Origin of the sequence: Streptomyces radiopugnans (assembly GCF_900110735.1) — a bacterium.
GTDB lineage: Bacteria > Actinomycetota > Actinomycetes > Streptomycetales > Streptomycetaceae > Streptomyces > Streptomyces radiopugnans.
Genome location: NZ_FOET01000026.1, coordinates 1 through 21,402, shown reverse-complemented (window position 1 = coordinate 21,402; position 21,402 = coordinate 1). Strand labels below are relative to the sequence as shown.

The 21,402-nt window shown below is 72.3% G+C and carries 21 protein-coding genes and 1 pseudogene; 20 read left to right on the top strand and 2 right to left on the bottom strand.

Going from position 1 to position 21,402, the window contains the following annotated elements; all coding sequences use genetic code 11:
• Positions 1–14: 14 nt before the first annotated feature.
• From BMY40_RS26795 to BMY40_RS29220, 20 genes and pseudogenes are all read left to right on the top strand, one after another.
• Positions 15–1,787, top strand: a complete 1,773-nt coding sequence (locus BMY40_RS26795) for a non-ribosomal peptide synthetase (protein WP_093663365.1) — start codon at positions 15–17, stop codon at positions 1,785–1,787.
• Positions 1,784–2,986, top strand: a complete 1,203-nt coding sequence (locus BMY40_RS26790) for an NAD(P)/FAD-dependent oxidoreductase (RefSeq protein ID WP_093663364.1) — start codon at positions 1,784–1,786, stop codon at positions 2,984–2,986. The genes BMY40_RS26795 and BMY40_RS26790 overlap by 4 nt, the downstream gene beginning before the upstream one ends.
• Positions 2,987–3,344: 358 nt before the next feature.
• Positions 3,345–4,094 (top strand): alpha/beta fold hydrolase, encoded by a 750-nt coding sequence (locus tag BMY40_RS26785; RefSeq protein WP_093663363.1) that lies wholly within the window; start codon positions 3,345–3,347, stop codon positions 4,092–4,094.
• Between the two features lie 16 nt (positions 4,095–4,110).
• Positions 4,111–5,112: an acyl-CoA thioesterase family protein gene (locus BMY40_RS26780; RefSeq protein ID WP_093663362.1), complete on the top strand. Its 1,002-nt coding sequence runs from the start codon at positions 4,111–4,113 to the stop codon at positions 5,110–5,112.
• Positions 5,113–5,140: 28 nt separating this feature from the next.
• Positions 5,141–5,860 carry a 2-hydroxychromene-2-carboxylate isomerase gene (locus BMY40_RS26775; RefSeq protein WP_093663361.1) on the top strand — a complete coding sequence of 240 codons (720 nt, stop codon included), beginning with the start codon at positions 5,141–5,143 and terminating at the stop codon, positions 5,858–5,860.
• A 49-nt stretch (positions 5,861–5,909) separates the two neighbouring features.
• A complete protein-coding gene (locus BMY40_RS26770; protein ID WP_093663371.1) occupies positions 5,910–7,667 on the top strand; it encodes a phytoene desaturase family protein in 1,758 nt (585 codons plus the stop codon).
• Between the two features lie 82 nt (positions 7,668–7,749).
• Complete coding sequence (locus BMY40_RS26765; RefSeq protein WP_093663360.1) at positions 7,750–8,007, top strand: acyl carrier protein; 258 nt, start codon at positions 7,750–7,752, stop codon at positions 8,005–8,007.
• Between the two features lie 138 nt (positions 8,008–8,145).
• Positions 8,146–9,402 carry a beta-ketoacyl-[acyl-carrier-protein] synthase family protein gene (locus tag BMY40_RS26760; RefSeq protein ID WP_093663359.1) on the top strand — a complete coding sequence of 419 codons (1,257 nt, stop codon included), beginning with the start codon at positions 8,146–8,148 and terminating at the stop codon, positions 9,400–9,402.
• Complete coding sequence (locus BMY40_RS26755; protein ID WP_093663358.1) at positions 9,399–10,538, top strand: beta-ketoacyl-[acyl-carrier-protein] synthase family protein; 1,140 nt, start codon at positions 9,399–9,401, stop codon at positions 10,536–10,538. The genes BMY40_RS26760 and BMY40_RS26755 overlap by 4 nt, the downstream gene beginning before the upstream one ends.
• A complete protein-coding gene (locus tag BMY40_RS26750) occupies positions 10,535–11,485 on the top strand; it encodes a beta-ketoacyl synthase N-terminal-like domain-containing protein (RefSeq protein ID WP_093663357.1) in 951 nt (316 codons plus the stop codon). Before BMY40_RS26755 ends, BMY40_RS26750 begins: the two co-directional genes overlap by 4 nt.
• A gap of 46 nt (positions 11,486–11,531) precedes the next feature.
• Positions 11,532–12,647 (top strand): beta-ketoacyl synthase N-terminal-like domain-containing protein, encoded by a 1,116-nt coding sequence (locus tag BMY40_RS26745; RefSeq protein WP_093663356.1) that lies wholly within the window; start codon positions 11,532–11,534, stop codon positions 12,645–12,647.
• 33 nt (positions 12,648–12,680) lie between these two features.
• Positions 12,681–12,944, top strand: coding sequence for an acyl carrier protein (locus BMY40_RS26740; RefSeq protein WP_093663355.1), 264 nt, complete (start codon positions 12,681–12,683; stop codon positions 12,942–12,944).
• Positions 12,941–13,339, top strand: a complete 399-nt coding sequence (locus tag BMY40_RS26735; RefSeq protein ID WP_093663354.1) for a 3-hydroxyacyl-ACP dehydratase FabZ family protein — start codon at positions 12,941–12,943, stop codon at positions 13,337–13,339. Before BMY40_RS26740 ends, BMY40_RS26735 begins: the two co-directional genes overlap by 4 nt.
• Positions 13,336–13,821, top strand: coding sequence for a 3-hydroxyacyl-ACP dehydratase FabZ family protein (locus tag BMY40_RS26730; RefSeq protein WP_245770351.1), 486 nt, complete (start codon positions 13,336–13,338; stop codon positions 13,819–13,821). Before BMY40_RS26735 ends, BMY40_RS26730 begins: the two co-directional genes overlap by 4 nt.
• Positions 13,822–13,848: 27 nt before the next feature.
• Complete coding sequence (gene fabG, locus BMY40_RS26725) at positions 13,849–14,595, top strand: 3-oxoacyl-[acyl-carrier-protein] reductase (RefSeq protein WP_093663352.1); 747 nt, start codon at positions 13,849–13,851, stop codon at positions 14,593–14,595.
• 122 nt (positions 14,596–14,717) lie between these two features.
• Positions 14,718–15,194, top strand: a complete 477-nt coding sequence (locus BMY40_RS26720; RefSeq protein ID WP_093663370.1) for a YbaK/EbsC family protein — start codon at positions 14,718–14,720, stop codon at positions 15,192–15,194.
• Between the two features lie 187 nt (positions 15,195–15,381).
• Positions 15,382–16,323 carry an ATP-binding cassette domain-containing protein gene (locus BMY40_RS26715; RefSeq protein ID WP_177214149.1) on the top strand — a complete coding sequence of 314 codons (942 nt, stop codon included), beginning with the start codon at positions 15,382–15,384 and terminating at the stop codon, positions 16,321–16,323.
• Positions 16,324–16,360: 37 nt separating this feature from the next.
• On the top strand, positions 16,361–17,212 hold the full coding sequence (locus BMY40_RS26710) for an ABC transporter permease (protein ID WP_093663350.1): 852 nt from the start codon (positions 16,361–16,363) through the stop codon (positions 17,210–17,212).
• A gap of 244 nt (positions 17,213–17,456) precedes the next feature.
• Entirely contained in the window at positions 17,457–18,416 is a 960-nt protein-coding gene (locus BMY40_RS26705; protein WP_143071836.1) for a helix-turn-helix transcriptional regulator, read from the top strand.
• 316 nt (positions 18,417–18,732) lie between these two features.
• Positions 18,733–18,894, top strand: a pseudogene (locus BMY40_RS29220) (DUF6269 family protein); the annotation flags it as partial.
• On the opposite strand, the gene BMY40_RS26700 reads toward BMY40_RS29220, so the two are convergent.
• Positions 18,847–20,841, bottom strand: coding sequence for an AfsR/SARP family transcriptional regulator (locus BMY40_RS26700; RefSeq protein ID WP_093663348.1), 1,995 nt, complete (start codon positions 20,839–20,841; stop codon positions 18,847–18,849). The pseudogene BMY40_RS29220 and the gene BMY40_RS26700 overlap by 48 nt on opposite strands.
• Positions 20,842–21,049: 208 nt before the next feature.
• The gene (locus BMY40_RS26695; RefSeq protein ID WP_093663347.1) at positions 21,050–21,298 is read right to left on the bottom strand and encodes an acyl-CoA carboxylase epsilon subunit; all 249 of its coding nucleotides are present in this window, start codon (positions 21,296–21,298) and stop codon (positions 21,050–21,052) included.
• Positions 21,299–21,402: the final 104 nt, after the last annotated feature.

Below are 21,402 nucleotides of genomic sequence, written 5' to 3'. Positions count from 1 at the left end.
AATAGGAAGACACGATGGCTCAATCGCCCCTCCCCGACCTCTTCCGGCGACAGGTGGCACGCACGCCGCACGCCACCGCCGTCCGCTGCGGCGGGCGGGAGCTGGACTACGCCGAGCTGAACCGCCGGGCGAACCTGCTGGCGCACCACCTGATCGCCCGCGGCTTCGGCCCGGAGCGACTGATCGGGGTCCGGCTCGCGAGGTCGGCCGATCTGGTGGTGGCGCTGCTCGGCATCCTCAAGGCCGGCGCGGCGTACGTGCCGATCGACAGCGACTGCCCGGCGGAACGGGCCGCGTTCATCGTCGAGGACACCGGGCTGGAGCTGATGCTGGTCCAGGACGCCGAGCCCGGCGCCGGCGGTGTGCGGACCACGGCCGTCGCCGAGGCCGTCGCCGCCGCCGAGGCGGCCGGCGTCCCCGACCACGACCCGACCGACGTCGACCGGGTGGCGCCGCTCACCGCGCAGAACCTGGCCTACGTCATCTACACCTCCGGCTCCACCGGCCGGCCCAAGGGCGTCGCGGTGCAGCACGACACCCTCGTGCGCTACCTGGAGTTCGCCTGCGCCGAGTACCCGAGCCTCGCGGACGGCGCGCTGCTGCACTCCCCCGTGGCGTTCGACCTCACGGTCACCGCGCTGTACGGGCCGCTGCTCCTGGGCGGTTGCGTCCGTGTCGCGTCGTTGGACCGGGAGCCGGCCGGCGACGGGGCGGCGCACGACCGGCCGGGCTTCGTCAAGGCGACCCCGTCGCACCTGCCGCTGCTGACCGCGCTGCCGAGCACGCTGTCGCCGACCGGCGAGCTGGTGGTCGGCGGCGAGATGCTGATCGGCGACGTCGTCGACCGGTGGCGGCGCACGCACCCCGGCGCGGCGGTGATCAACGAGTACGGTCCGACCGAGGCGACCGTCGGGTGCTGCACGTTCCGCATCGGGCCGCACGACGGGATAGAGCCCGGCGCCACCCCCATCGGGCTCCCGACGCCGGGCACCGACCTGTACGTGCTGGACGAGCGGCTGCGGCCGGTCGGGGCCGGCGTCGTCGGCGAGCTGTACATCGCGGGCGGCCAGGTCGCGCGCGGCTACCTGGGCCGTCCCGGCCTCACCTCGGAACGGTTCGTGGCCGATCCCTTCGGCGGCGGGCGCATGTACCGCACCGGCGACACGGTGCGGGTGCGGCCCGACGGGGTCTTCGAGTACCTGGGCCGCACCGACGACCAGGTGAAGATCCGCGGCTACCGGATCGAGCTCGGCGAGGTCACCTCGGTGGTCGCCGCCCAGCCCGGGGTGCGGCAGGCGGCCGTGATCGCGCGCGAGGACCGTTCCGGCGACCGGTACCTGGCGGGTTACGTGGTGCCCGTGGAAGGTGCCGCCCCCGATCCCGCCTCGCTGCGGGAGGCCCTGTGCCGGGTGCTGCCCGCCTACATGGTCCCCTCGGCGGTCGTCGTGGTCGACGAGCTCCCGCTGACCTCGAACGGGAAGCTCGACAAGGACGCGCTCCCCGAGCCACCGGCCCAGGGCGCCCCCACGGGTGCCGCGCCGGAGACCGCGGCCGAGGCGCTGATGTGCGCCCTGTTCGCCGAGATCCTCGGCGTGCCCGCGGTCCACCTCGACGACGACTTCTTCGCCCGGGGCGGTGACAGCCTCCGGGCCGCCCGTCTGGCAACCAAGGCCCGCAGGGCCGGTTGGACCTTCGGCCTGCGCGACGTGCTGGAGCTGCGTACCCCGCGCGCCCTGGCCGAGACCGCCCCGGAGGACGCGCTCGTCGCCGACGGAGCGATGTCGTGAGCGTGCGCCGTGTGGTGATCGTCGGCGCCTCGGTCGGCGGCAGCCGCGTCGCGTCGGGGCTGCGGCAGGCCGGCTACACCGGTTCGATCACGCTGGTCGACCCGGACCCGGACGCGCCCTACGACCGGCCTCCCCTGTCCAAGCAGATCCTCGCCGGCGACTGGGCGCCCGACCGCGCCTCGCTGGGCAGCGCCGGACAGTGGCGTGCGGAGCGGCACACCGCGGCCGCCGCGGCGCTAAACCCGGCAAGCCGCGTGCTGCGGCTGGACACCGGCGACGAGTTGGAGTACGACCGGCTGGTCCTGGCCTGTGGCGCGTCACCGCGCACGCTGCCCGGCATGCCGCGCCGGGGCGTGCACCTGCTGCGCACGCTCGCGGACTGCCACGCGCTGCGGGCCGATCTCGACCGGATCGGCTCAGGCCGTCTGGTCGTCGTCGGCGGTGGCTTCATCGGAGCCGAGGTGGCCTCCACGGCCCGCTCCCGCGGCATCGGGACGACCGTGGTGGAGGCGTTGCCCGCACCGCTGTCCGGACTGCTCGGCGAGGAGGTGGCGGCCGAACTCGCCCTGCTGCACGAGGACAACGGCGTGCGGTTGCTGTGCGGCGTCTCCGTCGCCGGACTCGTCGGCGATCCGGTGGTCACCGGGGTGGCGCTCACCGACGGGCGCACGCTGGACGCGGACGCCGTCGTGGTGGGCATCGGGGTCGGGCCGAACACGGACTGGCTCGCCGGCTCCGGCGTCGCGCTGGACGACGACGGCGGCGTCCTGTGCGACGAGTACTGCGCGGTCGACGCCGACCACACGGTGTACGCGATCGGCGACGTGGCCCGCTGCCGCGACCCGCTGCTCCGACGCCACCTGCGGGTCGAGCACTGGACCAACGCCGTGGAGCAGGCCGACGCCGTCGTGCGCGGCATCGTCGGGCCGGCGCCGGTGGCCCACCGGCACGCGTTCTTCGTCTGGTCCGACCAGTACGGCGGCAAGATCACCCTGCTGGGCCGCCCCGACCCGGGCGACGACGTCACCGTGGTGCGCGGCGCGGGCCCGCTGCGCCGTTTCGCCGTGGCCTACCGGCGCGGCGCACGCCTGGGCGCCGCGCTGACCGTGAACTGGCCGAAGGCCCTGGTGGCGGCCCGGCGGTCGCTGGACGCGCCATCCGGCGCGGACGACGTCGTCGCCGCTTGGAAAAATCTGTAGTCGCAGCTTGCTGAAAGACCTCTTTCGGCACGCCGCATTTCCGGGATGATCGAGTGCGCAACGCATCATTTCGTCGTTCATGTGCCACACGGAGCCGGTTTCACAGCCGATGCGGCAATGCCGGTCTGCGTGCGGCGCACGGCGGTTTGCATGTCACTGCAAAATCATTGATGAGGCGTTTGCCGGCGCGGAGGATGTTGCTAGCGTCGGCGGCGCTTTGCCGGACGGAATTCTGACCGGCGTCACTATCTATTGTCCGAATTCCTTCGGAAAGGGATATCCGGTGCTCCAGAAAGGCGATGTCGAGCCGCTCGTGCTCCGACAGCGAGGCGCTCCCGCCGAGGCGGGACACCGCGCCTTGCTGCTGCACGGCCTCGGCAGCAGCGAGAGCTGCTGGGACGCATTCGCCGCGCACCGTCCTCCCGACCTCGACCTGTGGACCGCCGGCCTGCCCTGGCGGGCGGGCGGTCCGTTCGCCATACCCGAACGGGACGAGAGCGCCTGGATCACCGAGGCGATCGCGCGGGTCCCCGGCGGCGTGGACGTGGTGGTCGCGCACTCCTACGCGACGGTCCTGCTGCTGGCCCTGCTCGCCGACGCCGCGGCGGGCGGCGCGGATCCGCGCGAGGAACTCGGCATCCGGGGCGCCGTGCTGGTCTCGCCGTTCTTCCGGCAGCGGCCGGAGGATTTCTCCTGGGCCGAACTGCCCGGATTCCTCGACCGGCTGCGTCTGGGCGCGGAGGACGGCATCCGGCTGATGGCCCGCAAGCCCCTGGACCGGGACCTGCGGACCGAGATGGCCGAGCACGCGTGCGCGCAGCTCGGCCCCCACTGGGTGGTCCGTTACCTGCACGCCTACCTGCATACCCCCTTCCTGCCCGTCGAACTGGTCGGCCTGCCCGTTCACGTCGTCGTCGGCGACCGCGACCCGATCGCGCCGCCCGCCGAGGGCGAGATCCTCGCCGCCCGGCTCGGCAACGCCTCGATCGACCGGATCGACGACTGCGGGCACACACCGATGGCCGAACGTCCGGAGCGGTTCTCGCTCACCGTCCGGCAATTCCTCACCACCCTGCCGGCCGGGCACCCCCCGGCGGCGGTCAACTGAGTACGGGAGCACACCGATGGCCACCCTGACCGATGTCGAGATCAAGAAGCTGCTGAACGAACCGAGTTCGGTGACCATGCGCCCGTCCTACGAGGGCGGCAACATCAACACCGCGATCGGTTTCAAGTGTGACAACTACCTGCTCGAAGCCGCGGTGCTCGACCACTTCCGGGCCGTCGGTCTCGGCGCCACCGAGCTGTACCTGGTGCACGGCGTCAACTTCGACGTGGTCGGCGTCGACACCCGGCTGCACACGGTCCTCACCCTCGACGACGACGTGCTGCTGGAGGTGGTCCCGAAGATCCGGGAGACCGACACCGAGATGGTCTTCGCGGTGAGCGCGACCGTGCAGCGCGACGGCGCGCCCAAGAAGGCCGTCACCTCCAAGCTGCGGGTGCTGCTGCGCCGCGACACCAACATCGACGACCCGGCCCCGCTGCCCGCGGAGCTTGAGCGCTTCGTGGTCGACCGGCTCGCCACCGCGGAGCCCACCGAGCTGGCCGCCGCCCCTGTCGACGACTTCGCCGGCGCGTTCCACCGCGGCGAGGACACCGACACCGACCCGGTGCTCGCCGAGATCATCGGCGACGACAACGCCGTCGGCTGGAAGTGGAAGATTCCCTACTACTACTGCCACTTCACCGAGCGCATGCAGATGTCGGGCTACCTGCGCCAGATGGAGGAGGCCAAGCACCTCTTCGTCGCCTCCCGCGGCATCAGCATCAAGCGGATGCTCGACGAGCGCGGCTGGATCCCCGTCGTGACGCAGTGCAAGCTGCAGTTCACCGACGAGGCGATCATGGAGGAGAACCTCTACACGGTCTACACCGTGGAGTCCGTCTTCAAGGACATGCTCTACACCTCCCGCCTGGACTTCCACGTCGTGCGGGACGGCAAGCTCGTCAAGACCGCCACCGGCTCGATCACCCACGGTTACTGCCACAAGGAGACCCCGGAGTCGGAGTGGCAGATGGCCGTCTTCGACGACGAGGTCCTGCGCGCGCTGCGCGGCGAGTGACCCACGACGACACGCCCGGAGGATCCCCATGGCTTCCCGCCGTCGGCCGCGCTGGTACTTCTCCCTGCGCAGCCCGTATTCCTGGTTCGCCTACCGCGACCTGATGGGCACCCACCCCGAGGTGCTCGACTCCATCGACTGGCTGCCGTTCTGGGAGCCGGACGAGGAGACCGCACGGCTGCTGGCCGACGAGGGCGTCACCCTCCCGATCGTCGCCATGAGCCGGGCGAAGAACTTCTACATCCTGCAGGACACCCGCAGGCTCGCCACCGAGCGCGGGCTGGCGGACATCACCTGGCCCATCGACCGCGATCCGTGCTGGGAGGTGGCCCACCTGGCGTGGATCGCCGCCGAGGACGAGGGCCGCGGCAAGGAGTTCGTCGCCGCCGCCTACCGCGCCCGCTGGCAGGAGGGCAAGAACATCTCCGAGCCCGGGGTGATCGCCGCCATCGCGGAGGAGCTCGGCCTCGACGCCGAGCGGCTGTCCACGGCCGCCTGCGACCCCCAGCTGCGCAAGCGGGGCGCCGCCCTGCTTGCCGAGTCCGCCCACGACGGCCTGTTCGGCGTGCCGTTCTTCATCAACGGCAGGGACAAGTACTGGGGGGTGGACCGGGTCGCCCCATTCGTCCGGGCCGTCCTCGGTACCGAGCGGTCCGGCGCGCCGGCCGTCGACGCGCCGGACCCGGCGACCCACGCCGACCTGCTGCCGGCCGGTGGCGACCAGGGCCACGCCGGCGGCTGCGGCTGAGGCCGGAGCGGTGGCCGCGGCACGGACCGCGGCCACCGCTCCGGCAGCCATGGCAAGCATCACTGCGGCAAGCGACGAGGAGACGACTGTGGACGGCAACGCGCACGGCATCGCGCCGGGCCCCGACTGGGACGCCATCGTGGTAGGCGCCGGCCTCGGCGGCCTGACCGCCGGCGCCTACCTGGCCGCCGCGGGCAAGCGCGTCCTGGTGCTGGAGCAGTTCTCGATCGTGGGCGGCAACAGCCACGTGTTCCGGCGACGCCGCAGCTACGAGTTCGACGTCGGCGTCCACTACCTGGGCGACTGCGCGCCCGGCGGTGTCATCCCGTCCATCCTGTCCGGGGTCGGGCTCCGCGACCGGGTCGACTTCCTGGAGATGGACCAGGACGGGTTCGACCTGATCAGGGTGCCGGGGGTGTCGGTCGACATGCCCGCCGGATGGCAGGAGTACCGGCGACGCCTCACGGAGGCCATGCCGGACGAGGCGGACGGGCTGAACACCTTCGTCGACGTCTGCTCGTCCCTCGGTGAGGAACAGCGCGCGGCGCTGTTCGAGGCCCACACCTGGTCCGCGCCGGACATCGCGGCGAACACCGCCACCATCCGGCAGTGGGGCAGGCGGACGCTGGACGACCTGTTCAACCACTGCGGCCTGTCGTCGCGGGCCCGCACCGTCCTGGCGGCGCAGGCCCCGAACTACGGCCTGACCCCGCGTCAGGCCACGGTGGCGCGGCACACCAGCGTCACCGACCACTACCTGCGCGGGGCCTACTACCCGGCCGGCGGTGGACAGGTGCTCGCGGCGGGCCTGGTCGAGGTGATCGAGGCGCACGGCGGGCAGGTCCGCACCCGCAGCAGGGTGCGCCGCGTCCTGGTGGAGGACCGCAGGGCCGTCGGCGTCGGCCTGGACGGCGGCGAGGTGATCACGGCGGGCCTGGTGGTGTCCAACGCGGACTACCCGCGCACGGTGCTCGAACTGGTCGGCGCGGAGCACTTCCCGAAGTCGGTCGTGAACCGCACCGTGAACGCGCGGATGGGCATGCCGTGGCTGGTGCTCTACCTCGGTCTCGACATAGACCTGCAGGACAGGCCCAACGCCAACCTGTGGTGGTACGACACCGACGACATCGACGACTACTTCGCCCGGGCGAGCGCGGGGGAGACCGGCGAGGTGCCGTTCCTGTTCTGCTCCTTCGCCTCGCTCAAGGACCCGCACAACCGCGCCCTGTGCCCACCGGGCCACGCCAACCTCCAGGTGATGACGCTCTGCCCGCCGGACTACACCTGGTGGGGCGTCGACGAGGGGCCGGCCGGCGGCGTCGCCTACCGCCGCAACCCCATCTACCTGCAGCGCAAGAAGAACCTGATCGACGCCACACTGCGCGCGGCCGAGAAGGCCGTCGGGCCGCTGCGCGAGCACATCACGCATCTGGAGGCGGCGACCCCGCTGACCCACGAGCGGTACACACTCTCCTCCGGCGGCACCCCCTTCGGCATGGCCGAGTGGGGCGGAACCGCCCGCCCCGGCACGGCGACCAGCATCGCCGGGCTGCACGTCGTCGGTGCCAGCACGCAGGCGGGCAACGGCATCGCGGGCGTCATGCTCGGCGGGATCTCGTGCGCCGCCGACATCCTCGGTGAGCCCCTGCTCGCCGCCGCCCGCCAGGGGGCCGTGTACGGCGATCCGGACCTGCTGCCGGACCGACCGGACGGCTGGGACCCGAGGGAGATCTGCCGGGGCAGCATCCGGCGATCGCCCGGACCGCTCCGGCCCCGACGCGGAGACTTCGCCGGCATGTCCGGGTGAGGACGTGCGGCCCGCCGGTCACGGCCGCGCGGGTCGCCGTGAACGACCGAACGAACCATCGAACGAACAGAGAGAGATTGAGATGACCACGAGCATCGACACCGACCGCCAGGCGCGCATCAAGGAGATCGTCTGCGACGTCCTGGAGCTGGAAGAGGACGAGGTGACCGGCAGCAGCCTCTTCAAGGAGGACCACGGCGCGGACTCGCTGCGGGCCATCGAGATCCTCGCGGGCCTGGAGAAGGAGTTCAAGGTGACGATCGACCAGTCCGAGCTGGAGCGGATGGTCAACCTCGACGGCGTCTACGCCGTGGTCGAGGAGGCCATCAACGCCAAGTAGGCGCGGCTGGAACCGAGTGACCGGAGGCCCGGCGGCACGCCGTCGGTCCTCCGGGGTCCGGCGGCCCCTCCGGCACCGCCTGTCGGTGCTCCGTTCCCGTCCTCATCCAAGGCGACCAGGCCGTACCGAGGGAGATTGATGTCTGTGAACGTTTCTGACGCGGCGCGTGACGACGCGGCGTCCCGGGTCGTGCTGACCGGGTTCGGCGTGTTCTCCAGCATCGGTGTGGGCGCCGATGAGTTCGCCGAGGGGCTGCGGGCCGGCCGCAGCGGCGCCAAGCCGATCACGCTGTTCGACACCGAGGGATTCGCGCACGCCAACGGCTGCGAGATCACCGGGGCCGAGCCGGAACGCTGGATCCGCAACCTGCCGGTCGAGGCCCTGGGCCGCGCCACGCAGTTCTCCGTCGCGGCGGCCCGGATGGCCGTCGAGGCCGCCGGTGCCGACCTGGAGGTCCTGCGCGCCCAGCGCGGCATGATCTCCATCGGCACCACCGACGGGGAGTCCTACGACCTCGACCACCTGGTGGGGACCGAGGTCGCCTCCGGCCCCGCCGCCATGGACCCGACCGTGGCCCGGCGCGTCTCCCCCAACCGGCTGTCCATCGCCGCCGCGCAGGAGTTGGGCCTGTCCAACGTCGAGGCGGTGACCATCGCCACCGCCTGCTCGGCCGGCAACTACGCGATCGGCCAGGGCTTCGACGCGATCCGCTCCGGCGAGGTCGACTACGCCCTCTGCGGCGGCGCGGACGCGATGTGCCGCAAGACCTTCACCGGCTTCTACCGGCTCGGCACGATCGCCCCGGACGTGTGCCGCCCCTTCGACGTCGACCGCAAGGGCATCCTCACCGGCGAGGGCGCCGGCGTGCTGATGCTGGAGAGCCTCGCCTCCGCGCGGGCGCGCGGTGCCCGCGTCTACGCCGAGGTACTCGGCTACGGCATGAACTGCGACGCCTACCACCAGGTCGCGCCGAACCAGGACAGCGTCGCCCGGTGCATGGAGATCGCCCTGGAGAACGCCGGCGTCAAGGCGGAGGAGGTCGACCTCATCTCCGCGCACGGCACCGGCACCAAGGCCAACGACGTGACCGAGTCGCGGGCGATCCACGACGTGTTCGGCGACGCCCCGCCGCGCACCGTCTCGCTCAAGTCGATGCTCGGCCACACCATGGGAGCCGCGAGCGCCCTGGCCGCCATAGCCTGCGCCCTGTCGATCCACCACGGCTTCATACCGCCGACCATCAACCACCGCGAGACCGACCCCGAGTGCGAGATCGACTGCGTGCCCAACCAGTCCGTCGAGGCCGACCTGCGCGTCGTGCAGAACAACGGCCTCGCCTTCGGCGGCAACAACGCGATCGTGGTCCTCGGCAAGTACCTGGACGGTGCACGGTGAGACTTCCCATCACCGGCATCGGTGCCGTGGCGAGCATCGGCCGGGACGTCGACGAGGTCTTCGGCAGCCTCTGCGCGGGTCGCGGCGGTCTCGGCCCGATGCGCGGATTCGACCACGAGCTGTACAACGGCAGGCAGCTGTTCGAGATCGACGACCGGTCCGAGCCGGGCGCCGACCGCACGCTGCGGGCCACCGGGTTCCTGCTGGACGCCGTCGGCCAGGCCGCCGCGGACGCCGGACTCGGCGACGACCTGTCCGGCATCCCGGTGCTCGTGGGCACCGGGTTGCGCGAACTCCGGTCGGCCGAGCTCTGGTGGCGCGACGGCGCGCCGTTCGGCGCCGACCGACTGCACTTCGGCACCGCGCTGCGGGAGCGGTTCGGCACGGCCGACACCCTCACCGTCTCCAACGCGTGCTCAGCGTCGCTGTACACGCTCGCGCTCGGCGCGGACATGCTGGCGCTGGGCGAGGCGGACACCGTCGTCGTCGCGGGCGTCGACGCGATCACCGAGAGCATGCACGGCCTGGCCGACCGGGTCCAGCCGGACCCGCCGACCGCGCTGCGCACCCTGGACGTCAACCGCAAGGGCACCATCCTCGGCGACGGGGCCGCCGCCGTGGTCCTGCGCCGCGAGGACCTCCGGTGGCCGGGCGGCCGGCTGTGGGGCAGGCTGCGCGGGGTCGGGATGACCTGTGACGCGAAGCACCCCACCGCGCCGGACCGGGAGCAGGTCGCCGAGGCGATGCGGCAGGCCCACCGGCACGCGGGCACCCGGCCGGGCGACATCGACATGGTGATGCTGCACGGCACCGGGACACCGCTCAACGACCTGGTCGAGATCACGGCCTACGGCGAGGTCTTCGGCGACGCCGCGGGCGGTCCGGTGGTGACCGGCATCAAGCCGATGACCGGCCACACCAGCGGCTCGGCCGGTCTGCTGAGCCTCGTGGTCACCCTGCAGACGATGGCCACCGGCAAGGTGCCGCCGCTGGTCAACCTGGACGACCCGATCGAGGAGGCCGCCGGCATCCGCCTGGTCCGCGGGCAGGAGGCCAAGCACGAGGTTTCGCTGGCACAGGTGCACGGGTTCGGGTTCGGCGGGATCAACGCCGTGGCGATTGTCGAGGGAGCATGATGATTACCGTGACCGGCGTCGGCGTCGCCATGCCGGGAGCCGACTCCGCGGCCGCCCTGGCGACGGCCCGGAATCCGGAGGGCACCGTCGAGCCGGCGGCCGTCCTGGGCAAGAAGGGCCTGCGCTACAAGGACCGCGCCACCCAGCTCGGGCTGTGCGCCGCACAGCGCGTGCTGACCGACGCCGGACTGCTCCGCGACGGCGAACCGACCGTCGACGGCTCCCGGACGGCGGTGCTGGTCAGCTCCAACCTCGGCAACGTGGACACCGTCTGCCGTGTGACCAGGACGATCGCCGAAGAGGGAACCCACGGCGTGAGCCCGATGGACACCCCCAACGCCTCCAGCAACATCATCGCCTCCGAGATCGCCATCAGGTTCGGACTGAAGGGCCCGAACCTGACGCTGTGCAACGGGCCCGCCTCCGGGCTCGACGCGGTGCGCTGGGGCGCCGCCCTGCTGCGTTCGGACCGTGCCGACCACGTGGTCGTGGTCGGCGTGGAGCCGGACAACGAGATCGTGCGCGGCCTCGTCGGCGGCCCGGTCGTCGACGGCGGCGCGGCGCTGGTGCTGGAACGCGCCGAGGCCGCCGAGGCCCGCGGCGCCACCGTCCGGGCCGTGGTCGGTGCGCACACCCGGGGACCGGACGTGGCGGGCAACATCGCGGAACTCGCCGAGACCGAGCCCGAGCCGCCTGCCGCCTGGTTCGCGCCCGCCGCCGCTGCCCCGGCCCTGCCGGCCGGGCGGCCCGGCCGCGACCTCACCGCGACGTGGGGCGAGCTGTCCGGGGCGCTCGGCGTCGTGCAGTGCGCGGCGGCGATCGGGGCCCTCGACGCGGGGGCCGACGGCCCGGTGTGGCTGGTGGCGGGCACCGACACCGACGACGGCGTCGCCACGCTGGTGCTGCGCCGGCCCACGCCGGCGGCGGCCGAACCGGCCCTGCGCTGAGAGCACCACCGGACTCCGAGGACATCGAGCAGAACGGAATGTGACCATGACCCTTTCGGCGAGCGCGCCGGCGACCGCGACCCGGCCGGTGATCACCGCGTGGTCCGCGGTGTCGCCGTTCGGTATCGGCAAGGACGAGTTCGTGGCCGGCGTGCTGGCCGGGAAGGACGCCTCGTCCGCACTGGACTCCGAGGAGTGGGCGGGTCCGGACGACCACGCCTGTGTGGTGCCCGGATTCGCGCTCCGCGAGGTCCTGGGCAAGAAGGGCACCCGGTCGATGGACCGGGTGACCGGCTTGGCCGTCACCGCGGTCCGCGACCTGCTGCGCGACTCCGGGGACCGGCGCACGGCCTCCGACGAGGAGACCGCCCTGGTCCTGGGCACGACCACCGGCAGCGCGCAGAGCATGATGGACTTCACCCGCGCTTCGCTGGTGGGTGAGCGTCCGTTCTACGTGGACCCGTCACTGATGCCGAACGCGGTGATGAACTGCGCCGCCGGCCAGTGCGCCATCTGGCACAGCCTCAAGGGGCCGAACACCACGATCGCCGGCGGCCGCGTCGCCGGACTGTCCGCGCTGAGCTACGCCGGCGGACTGCTGAATTCCGGCCGCGCCAGGACCGTGCTGTACGGCGCCGCCGAGGAGTTCTCGAACGCGCGGGCGTGGCTGGACCACCACCGGCGCGGCGAGGACTCCACCGGCGCCCTCCTCGGTGAGGGGTGCGCCATGTTCATGCTGGAGTCCGCCGACCCGACGGGATCGGACGGTCGCGCCCTGGCCGAGGTACTCGCCGTGGAGTCGCGGGTGTACTTCGGCGACGACCTGCGCGAGGCGCTCGCCGCGTGCGTCGAGGGAGTGCTGCGGCGCGGTGGGGTGGACTCCGGGGACGTGTGGGCGGTCTCGGCCTCCGGCCCGGCGGGTTCCGCCGGCGAGCAGGAGCGCGAGGCGCTGGCCGGGCGCTTCGGCGCGGAGGCGCTGGACCGGGCGCCGTCCATGGCCCCCATCGGGGACACCGCGGCCGCCTCCGCGGCCTTCCAGATCGGGTCCCTGCTGAGCGTCGCCGAACAGTCGGCGGCTCCCGGAGGCGGCGTCGCCCTCGTCTCCTCGGTGGACGACAACGGCGTCGTCGCCTGCGCCGCGCTGCGCCTGCCGGTGAGCTGACGGCTGCTCACCGGTCCTACGAAAGGGAAGAACATGTCAATCGACGCGGTCACCAGGCTCGACCGGGAAGAGCTGCGGGAACTGCTGGCCGAGACCATCGACGCCGACGTGGCCGAGGTCCGGGACGGAGCCGACTTCGTGGAGACGCTGGGGGTCGACTCGTTGATGGCCCTCGAAGTCGTCGTCGTGTTGGAGCGGAAGTACGGGGTCAAGTTCACCGAGACGGAGATGCGTTCGGTGCGGACCCTGGACAGCGCCTACGACCTGGTGCGGCAGAAGCTGCAGGAGCGTTCGTGACCAGCCCGGTCCTGGCCGCCCCCCGGCCGGTGCGCGAACCCGCCCGTGACGAGGGCTCCGGAGGGTGGTCGGCCGGGTTCTCGGTGGCGATCGACGAGAGCGAGCCCGTTTTCGCCGGACACTACCCGGACTTCCCGATCTTTCCCGGCGTCTGCGTGATGGAGTGCGTGCGCCGCGCCGCGGAGGCCGCGAAGCCGCCCGAGTCCGGCGAGCTGCGGCTGGCGGCCGTGGAATCCAGCCGGTTCCTGGCCGCGGTCCGCCCCGGCGACGAGCTGGCGATCGAGCTGAGCTGGTCACCGCGCGGCGAGGGATGGCGCTGCAGCGCCCGGGTGGCCACCGGGCGCGGCCAGGCCGCCTCGGTCCGCCTCCGCTACCGGCGGGAGGCGGAGGCGTGATCACCTGTGAGGGCGTCCGCGCCGCGCTGCCGCACCGGTACCCGATGCTGCTGGTCGACCGCGTGGTCGAGATGGGGAACGAAGGGATACGGGCGGTCAAGGCCGTCACGCTGAACGAGCCGTGGTACGCCCGGCTCGGTCCGCAGGCGACGCGGGGCGACCTCGCCTACCCGGACTTCCTGCTGATCGAGTCGTGGACGCAGACGGCGGGCATCCTGGCCAAGCGCCTGGCGGGCGAGGCGGCCGACGGCCAGGTCATGCTGTTCGGCTCCATGAGCGGCATCGAGTTCCACCGGCAGGTCTTCCCCGGGGACACCGTCGAACAGCACGCCCGGCTGGAGCGCGCCGTGAACGACACGATGATCTTCGAGGGCGACAGCCGGGTCGGCGGCGAACCGGTCCTGACCATCGGCCGGATCACCATGGCCTTCCGCCCGGGCGAACGGCTCAACCCCGCACACGCCGGACCGGCGGCCGGCTGACCAGCACAGTCAGTTAAGGAGAGTGTCATGACGGACAGCACAGCGCCGGTCGCCCTGGTGAGCGGCGGATCGCGGGGAATCGGGCGGGCCGTGGTCCTACGGCTCGCGGCCGAGGGGTACGACGTCGGTTTCTGCTACCAGTCCAACGAGCAGGCCGCGCTGGAACTGGAGAAGGAGGCCGGTGAGTTCGGCCACCGGGCGCTCGCCGTCCGGGCCGACGTGACCGACGCCGCGTCGGTCAAGGAGTGGGTCGCCCGTACGGAGTCCGAGCTGGGGCCGATCGACGTGGCGGTCAGCTCGGCGGGCATCACCCGCGACAATCCGCTGGTCCTCATGTCCGACGAGGACTGGCACGGTGTCCTGGACACCAACCTCGACGGCGTCTACCACGTCTGCCGCGCGGTGATATTCGAGATGATGAAGCGCAAGTCCGGCGCCATCGTCAACATCTCCTCCATCGCCGGCGTCTACGGGAACGCGACCCAGTCCAACTACTCCGCCTCCAAGGCGGGCATCATCGGTTTCTCCAAGGCCCTCGCCAAGGAGGTCGGCCGGTACAACATCCGGGCCAACGTGGTGGCACCGGGCTACATCGAGACCGACATGACCGCCGAGCTCTCCGAGAAGGTCAAGAAGGAAGCGGCCAGGCAGGTTCCGCTGCGCCGCTTCGGGCGAGCCGAGGAGGTGGCGGACCTCGTCGCCTACCTGGCGAGCGAGCGCGCCGCCTACATCACCGGCTCGGTATTCCAGATCGACGGCGGTATGACCGTCTGACCCGCCGGGAAGCAAAGGTGACGACAACCGAACGCCGCCCCGCCCCCGTCGGCTCCGTCCCGGCCACCGGGGCCGGCGCCGACGGGCGGGGCGGTGTTTCGCCCCACGACCGGACCACCTACCTGCGGCTCAGGGCGCTGGCCGACCGCCACGGGGCCTCCTACCGGCTGATCGAGCACCCCCCGGAGGGCCGTACCGAGGCGGCCAGCGCCCTGCGCGGGCACGCGTTGGCACAGAGCGCCAAGTGTCTGGTCGTGGTGGTGCGGCCGGACAAACGGACCTGCCGGTACGTGCTGGCAGTCATCCCCGGCGACCGGCGCCTGGATCTGCGCCGGGTCGCGGAGTGCACCGGCGGGCGCAGGATCGGCTTCGCCGACCGCGAGACCGCCGAGCGGCTCGCCGGCTCGGTCAGCGGCTCGATCATCCCCTTCTCCTTCCACCCCGACCTCGAACTGATCGTCGAGGAGGACCTGCTGCGCGGCGACGTCCTGTACTTCAACGCCGCCCGGCTCGATGTGTCGATGGCCCTGGCCACCGACGACTACCTGCGGATGGCACGTCCGCGCACGGCCCGGATCACCGAACCTGTCGGCCCCTGACCGCTGGGGCGCCGGACTCGTACCATCTGCCGCATTTCAGCAACCTGCAGACACTTCCGCCTCCGTGCCCGTGCCGCTCTAGCATCACGATGCAGCGGTGGCGGCAATTCTCGATCACATGTCCGAACCGTGGCCTGCCACCAGGCCGCCGGAAAGAGCAACGGAGGCCGAGCACGTGGCCAAGCCCATGATTGAGGCAATCAACGTAACGAAGACGTTCGGGGACGTCGCCGCACTGGACGGCGTGAACGTCTCGGTTCCCGAAGGTTCGATCCACGGTCTGCTGGGCCACAACGGCGCCGGCAAGACCACCTTGGTCAACATCCTCTCCACGTTGCTGGAACCGACCGGCGGCACCGCCCGGATCTGCGGCCTCGACGTGACCGCCAAGGCGCAGAAGGTCCGCCGCTGCATCGGTCTGACCGGGCAGTTCGCCTCGGTGGACGAGCAGCTGTCCGGGCGGGACAACCTGACCCTGATCGCACGCCTGCTCGGTGCGGGCAAGCGCCAGGCCCACGCCCGCGCGGACGAACTGCTGGAGCTGTTCGAGCTGTCCCAGGCCGCCAAGCGGCCGGTCTCCCAGTACTCGGGCGGCATGCGCAGGCGGTTGGACATCGCGGCGAGCCTCGTCGGCTCGCCGCAGGTCATCTTCCTCGACGAGCCGACCACCGGCCTGGACCCGAACTCCCGGATCGGCGTGTGGGAGATCGTCAAGCGGCTGGCCAAGGACGGCGTCGCGGTGCTGCTGACCACGCAGTACCTCGAAGAGGCCGACCAGCTCTGCGACCGGATCACCCTGCTGTCCAAGGGCAGGGTGGTCGCGGGCGGCACGCCCGACGAGCTCAAGGCCGACGTCGGCCAGCGCATGGTGACCGTGACGCTGTCGGCGCAGTCCGAGGTGCCCACCGCGGTGAAGGCGCTGGGAGCCACCGGCATCCAGGCGACCCCCCAGGAGTCCGGGTCCACCATCAGCGTCCCGGTCGCCGCCTCCGCCGACCTCGCGGCCATCGTGCGCACGCTGAACGAGGCGCACACCGAGATCACCGAACTCGGCTTCTCCGAACCGACCCTGGACGACGTCTACCTGAGGCTGACCCACGAACCCACCGGGACGTCGGTGCCCGCGTGACCGTCCCGACCATTCCCACCGAAGAAGGAGCACACCGATGACGGTCATCGAGGCCGAGGCCGAAGCCGGCCGGCGGCGGACAGCGTCGGACCGGGAGGGGCACCCGTCCGAGCAATGGGGCAGCAGTGGCCTGTTCTCCCAGACCGCCGCCCTCACCGGCCGCTCGATACGGCCCTACCTGCAAGTCGGCGTACTCGTCGTCACGTTCGTCGAGCCGCTGGTCATGCTGCTGATGTTCGCCGGCGTGCTGAAGGTGCTGGGCGACGCGCCCGGGATGCCGACCGACATGGCCTACATCGACAACCTGGCTCCCGCCATCATGATCATCACCGCGGTCGCCGCCGGCGCCCAGGCGGGCAACGGTCTCATCAACGACCTGCGCAACGACGTCATCACCCGCTTCCACACCCTGCCGATCAACAGGTTCAGCGTGCTGCTGGCCAGGAGCTTCGCCGACGGTGCCCGGGCGCTCTACCAGTTGATCGCCGTCGCCGTCCTGGCCGCGCTGTTCTTCGGGTTCGCGCCTCCCGGCGGGTTCCTGGGCGTGGTGGGCACGGTCCTCATGAGCCTGCTCGTGGGCTGGTCCATGAGCTGGATCTTCATCATGATGGCCGCGGTGCTGCGCAACGGCGACGTCCTGCGCATGATCACCACGTTGATGACCTTCCCGCTGCTGTTCGCCTCCAACGCCTTCGTCCCGCCGGAGTCGATGCCCACCTGGCTGCGGGTGATCGCCCAGGCGAATCCCATCTCCTACGCCAACGACGCCACGCGCAGCATGGTCGCCGGCCAGATCACCCTCGCGGAACTGCTCGCCACCGTTGTGGCGTGCCTCGCCCTGGTGTGCGTCTGCGCACCGATTTCGAAGCGTTCGTTCCGAGTGATGTGACCCCGTGCGCCCCGGCCGGCTCCACGCCTGCCGGGGCGCCATGCTGCCCTGCGCGGCGGCCGGCCACGAGACCGGTGACCGGTTGTGCCCTCCGTCCGTCCGCGGGATGCGTGAAACCCGCGCCGCCGTGGCACCAAGCTGACGAAACCGATGTTCGAACGTTCCGAGCCGGCTCGCGCGTGCCTAAGTTGACCTCGTCAGCGGGCAAAACCTGCCCTGGGAAGAAACCTTCCGAGAGGTTGGCGTGGCGGAATCCGGAATTGGTCTGGACGGGCGTTCGGAGCTTCTCTATCGGAAGCTGCTCCTGCGGACGAGCTGGCGGACGCAGGAACTGGCGCAGGCCCTGGGGTGGCCGACAGACGAGGTCGCGCAAGCGATGGAGATCCTGCGGGCCGAGGGCCTGGCCAGTGTCTCCGAGGACGATCGGACGGCGTTTCGCGCGGTCGAGCCGTGCATAGCCCTGCCGACGCTGCTGGCCCGGTCGATGCGCGAGGGCCGCTCGCCGCAGCCCCGCCCGGTCGAGATCGACCGGTTCATCGCCCTGCACGAGCGTGCGGCCGAGCGTGTCAGGGAGTCCGCCGACGGGAGCGGGGACCGCAACGACACGTCCACCATGGTCGAGCGAATGGTCGCCAAGGCCGAGCGCGACGTGGTGTTCCTCGTCCCCGACCACACCGAGGGCGGTTTCGAGTTCTCCCGCCCCATCGTGGACATGGCGCTGCGGCGCGGTGTGCGCCTGCGGGCCGTGTGGTCGTCCTCCGTCTTCCAGGCACCTTCCGTCATGGCGTACGCGCGGTGGCTGGCCCAGCAGGATGTTCCGCCGCGCACGGTCGGCACGGTGCCGCTGCGGGCGATGATCATGGACGGTGCGGTGGCCGTGGTGATCGACGAGTCCGAGGGCTCCCGCGTGGTGCGGTCCGCCACGGAGCTGGAGCCCCTGTGCGCCCTGGCGGAGCGGCTCTGGGAGCGCGGTGCGGCGGTGCGGCAACTGGGACGCAATCCCGGCGTCCCCACCACCCGCCGCCCCCGTACGGAGATCGTCCTCCGCCTCCTGGCCGAAGGCCTCACCGACGACGCCATCGCCCGCCGGCTGGGCTGCAGCGTCCGGACCGTGCGCAACGACGTGGCGTCGGCCATGGTGGCACTCGACGCGCGTAGCAGGTTCCAGGCGGGAGCCCGCGCCATGCAGGTCGGACTGATCTGACCGGCGCCCCGAAGCCGCCGTGACCGGCGTCCGCAGTACCCTCCCCGGCAGGCCCGCCCACGTGGCGGGCCTGCCCCGTCTCGTGGTGGAAACCGGTGCGCTCCCCGCCGCAGGGCTCCGGGCGGGGGCACGGGGCGCACGGCCCCGCCGGCGGCCGGCACGCCGCCGGTGCCGCCCCCGGGCCCGCGGCCCGGACACCGGCCCGTGGGCGGGCCCGTACAGAGGGAGTACAGGCCGCCGCAGGAATCCGTATGCACGGTCGTGCGAACGTGGTGGCGCGGGGGCCGGGAAGAGCTTGGAAGCACAGGGAGGAACGATGCACGACGACACGGACGACCCGTTGCACGTCCAGCATCTTCTGGATGTTCTGACGGAGGTCGAACTTCAGGGCGCCGCGGACCGGGAGCTGCCGGTGCACGACAGCGCGATCCTACTGGCGGCCTACGTCGAACACCTGGTGGACCGAGGGCAGACACACGATCCGGACCCCGGCTCGTTCGAGCTGACGCACCGGCTGGACGAAGGGCACGCCGACGTCTGAGCCGCTCCCCGGGGGGAGGGCGCCGGCCGGCCGGCCGGCGGAGAGCCGGGCGGGCGGGGGGCCGGACCCGCCGGCGCGCGTCGTCGCCTCTTCCCGGACCGCGAGCCGCATCAGCGGTGTGAAGCGGTATCGCAACCACACCTCGCCGTCGGCGCACCAGGTCTCCAGGATCCCCGCGTCGGCGAGGCTTTCCAGCAGTTCCTCGGCTTCGTCGCAGGAGGTGCCCAGCAGCTCTGCGGCGTCCGGGGGAATCAGCGGAACGGGCCCGATCGCCGCCAGGGCGCCGCAGTCCCTCCTGGCTGCCTCGTCCAGCGGGTCCAGGGCCGCGCGCAGGCGACCGCGCACGTCGAGACTGCCGAACCGGAGTTCGTCCAGCCTGCGCCCCTCGGGGGCCAGCCGGTCGGCGAGCCTGGCGATCCGCCACTGCTGACAGGCCGCCAGACGGGATCCGGCGACGCGCAGGGCGAGGGGCAGCCCGTCGCATGCCCGCACCACCCTGGCGGCCGCCTCGGGTTCGGCCGCAACCCGTTCCTCTCCCACGACGGCGGCCAGCAGGCGACGGGCCTCGTCCGCGTCCATGGGCCCGAGCCGCACCAGCTTGGTGCCCTCCAGCGAGGCCAGGGTGGAGCGGATCCCGGTGACGAGGGTGCGGTTGCCGTCGCTGCCCGGCAGCAGGGGGCGCACCTGGGCGTCGTCGGCGGCGTTGTCCAGGACGACGAGCGCGCGCCGTCCGGCCATCAGGGTCCGGTAGAGGTGGGCACGCTCGTCGAGCGTGGCGGGCAGCTCGCCGTCCACGGCGCCCAGGGCACGCAGGAACCAGCCGAGGGCCTGCGCCGGGTCGCGCGGGGTGCCGTCGGGGGAGCGCAGGTCGGCGTAGAGCAGACCGTGGGGGAACTCGGCACGGCTCCGGCAGGCGGCCCTCACGGCGAACGCGGACTTCCCGGTGCCGGGGGGGCCGGTGACGAGGACGTCCTGGTGGGCGTGGAGGGCGGCGAGCACGTCCGCGGTCTCGGCCGTGCGCCCGGTGAAGTCCCCGGCTCCGGCGGGCAGCATCACGGGGACGAGCCCGTCCTCGAGGCCGCCGCCGTGGTGCGGCGCGCGGACCTCCGGTGCCGACAGGGTGACGCTGTGGCGCTCGGGGGCCCGGGGAGGGGGGAGGACGCCCCTGAGGATCTGCTGGTGGAGGGTGCGCAGGGCGGGGCCGGGGTCGATTCCGAGCTCCTCCGCCAGGACGCGGCGCCCCTCCTCGTACACCGTCAGCGCTTCGGCCTGACGACCGCAGCGGTACAGGGCGACCATCAGCTGGCCGCGGATCCGCTCGCGCACCGGGTGCTGCGCGGCCAGGCCGGTCAGCGCGGTCACGACGTCGGCGTGCCGGCCCAGGGCGAGCGCGGCGTCGGCGTGGTTCTCCTGGGCGCTGACCCGGGCCTCCTCCAGGCCCGGGGCCTCGGCGTCGGCCAGGTAGGGGGTGACGTCGCGCAGGGCCGGGCCGCGCCACAGGGCGAGCGCCTCGGCCAGACGGCGTTCGGCACCGGCGTACCGGCCGGCGAGGAGATCGGCGCGTCCGGCCTCGGCCAGCCGCCGGAAGACGTCCCAGTCGAACACGGCGTCGCCGATGTCCATCCGGTACCCGCGGCCGATCCGCTCCAGCTTCAGTCCTGAGCCGATGCGGGTGCGCAGCCGCGACACGTACGTGTACAGCCGGCTGGTGCGGACGGCCACCCGTTCCCAGCCCCACAGAAGGGCGACGAGCCGATCGTCGGTCAGACTCCGGCAGTGGGCGAGCAGCAGCGCCGCGAGAACGGTGCGCTGCTTGCAGCCGTCGAGCGGGACCGCGCGGCCGTCGACCTCGGCCGTCACCGGGCCGAGGACCTTGAAGTCCATGAGGAGTCTCCTCGTTCCGCGGACCCGTTGTTTCTCGGGGCCGACTGCCGCAAAACCGTGCTCTTCGGGAGCCCTTCCCGGTGCCGTCCCCCGCCTGCCGGCCACGGCGCGTCCCGGGTGCCGGGAGACCGTCGTGGAGCGCTCCGCTATCGGGGGCGCCCGCACGGCCCGGCCCGCCCGGCCCGGTCGGCAGGCAGTCCTTGCGACCCTACGCCGTGGACGGCACGCCGCCGGTCCACGCCTCCGTCCTTCCGGCCGTCCAGGAGGCGGGCGGGGGTACGCAGGGGCGTCGCCACATCGCGGGCGCGGCGAGCCGGGCGGCCCGGCCGGAAGGGAGCGGTGCGGACAGGGCGGTGAGCAAGGCGGCGACGGCGGCCAGTTCCTCCGGTGCCGGGCTGCCGCTGATCACCTTGAACAGGACGGGTCCCAGCGGCCCTTCGAGTGCTGTCGCGGACACGGGGTCTCCTCACTGGGGCGGGTTGCCGTGCTTGCGGGCGGGCAGGTCGGCGTGCTTGGTGCGGAGCATGGCCAGGGCGCCGATGAGGACGCCGCGGGTGTCGG

What these genes read in the sequence shown, in the direction of transcription:
- BMY40_RS26780 (WP_093663362.1), top strand. Translation starts at nt 4,111, where the DNA reads ATGGCCACCCTGACCGATGTCGAGATCAAGAAGCTGCTGAACGAACCG.
- BMY40_RS26700 (WP_093663348.1), bottom strand. Translation starts at nt 20,841, where the DNA reads ATGGACTTCAAGGTCCTCGGCCCGGTGACGGCCGAGGTCGACGGCCGC.
- BMY40_RS26715 (WP_177214149.1), top strand. Translation starts at nt 15,382, where the DNA reads ATGATTGAGGCAATCAACGTAACGAAGACGTTCGGGGACGTCGCCGCA.
- BMY40_RS26750 (WP_093663357.1), top strand. Translation starts at nt 10,535, where the DNA reads ATGATGATTACCGTGACCGGCGTCGGCGTCGCCATGCCGGGAGCCGAC.
- BMY40_RS26740 (WP_093663355.1), top strand. Translation starts at nt 12,681, where the DNA reads ATGTCAATCGACGCGGTCACCAGGCTCGACCGGGAAGAGCTGCGGGAA.
- BMY40_RS26710 (WP_093663350.1), top strand. Translation starts at nt 16,361, where the DNA reads ATGACGGTCATCGAGGCCGAGGCCGAAGCCGGCCGGCGGCGGACAGCG.
- BMY40_RS26795 (WP_093663365.1), top strand. Translation starts at nt 15, where the DNA reads ATGGCTCAATCGCCCCTCCCCGACCTCTTCCGGCGACAGGTGGCACGC.
- BMY40_RS26760 (WP_093663359.1), top strand. Translation starts at nt 8,146, where the DNA reads ATGTCTGTGAACGTTTCTGACGCGGCGCGTGACGACGCGGCGTCCCGG.
- BMY40_RS26765 (WP_093663360.1), top strand. Translation starts at nt 7,750, where the DNA reads ATGACCACGAGCATCGACACCGACCGCCAGGCGCGCATCAAGGAGATC.
- fabG (WP_093663352.1), top strand. Translation starts at nt 13,849, where the DNA reads ATGACGGACAGCACAGCGCCGGTCGCCCTGGTGAGCGGCGGATCGCGG.
- BMY40_RS26775 (WP_093663361.1), top strand. Translation starts at nt 5,141, where the DNA reads ATGGCTTCCCGCCGTCGGCCGCGCTGGTACTTCTCCCTGCGCAGCCCG.
- BMY40_RS26770 (WP_093663371.1), top strand. Translation starts at nt 5,910, where the DNA reads ATGGCAAGCATCACTGCGGCAAGCGACGAGGAGACGACTGTGGACGGC.
- BMY40_RS26745 (WP_093663356.1), top strand. Translation starts at nt 11,532, where the DNA reads ATGACCCTTTCGGCGAGCGCGCCGGCGACCGCGACCCGGCCGGTGATC.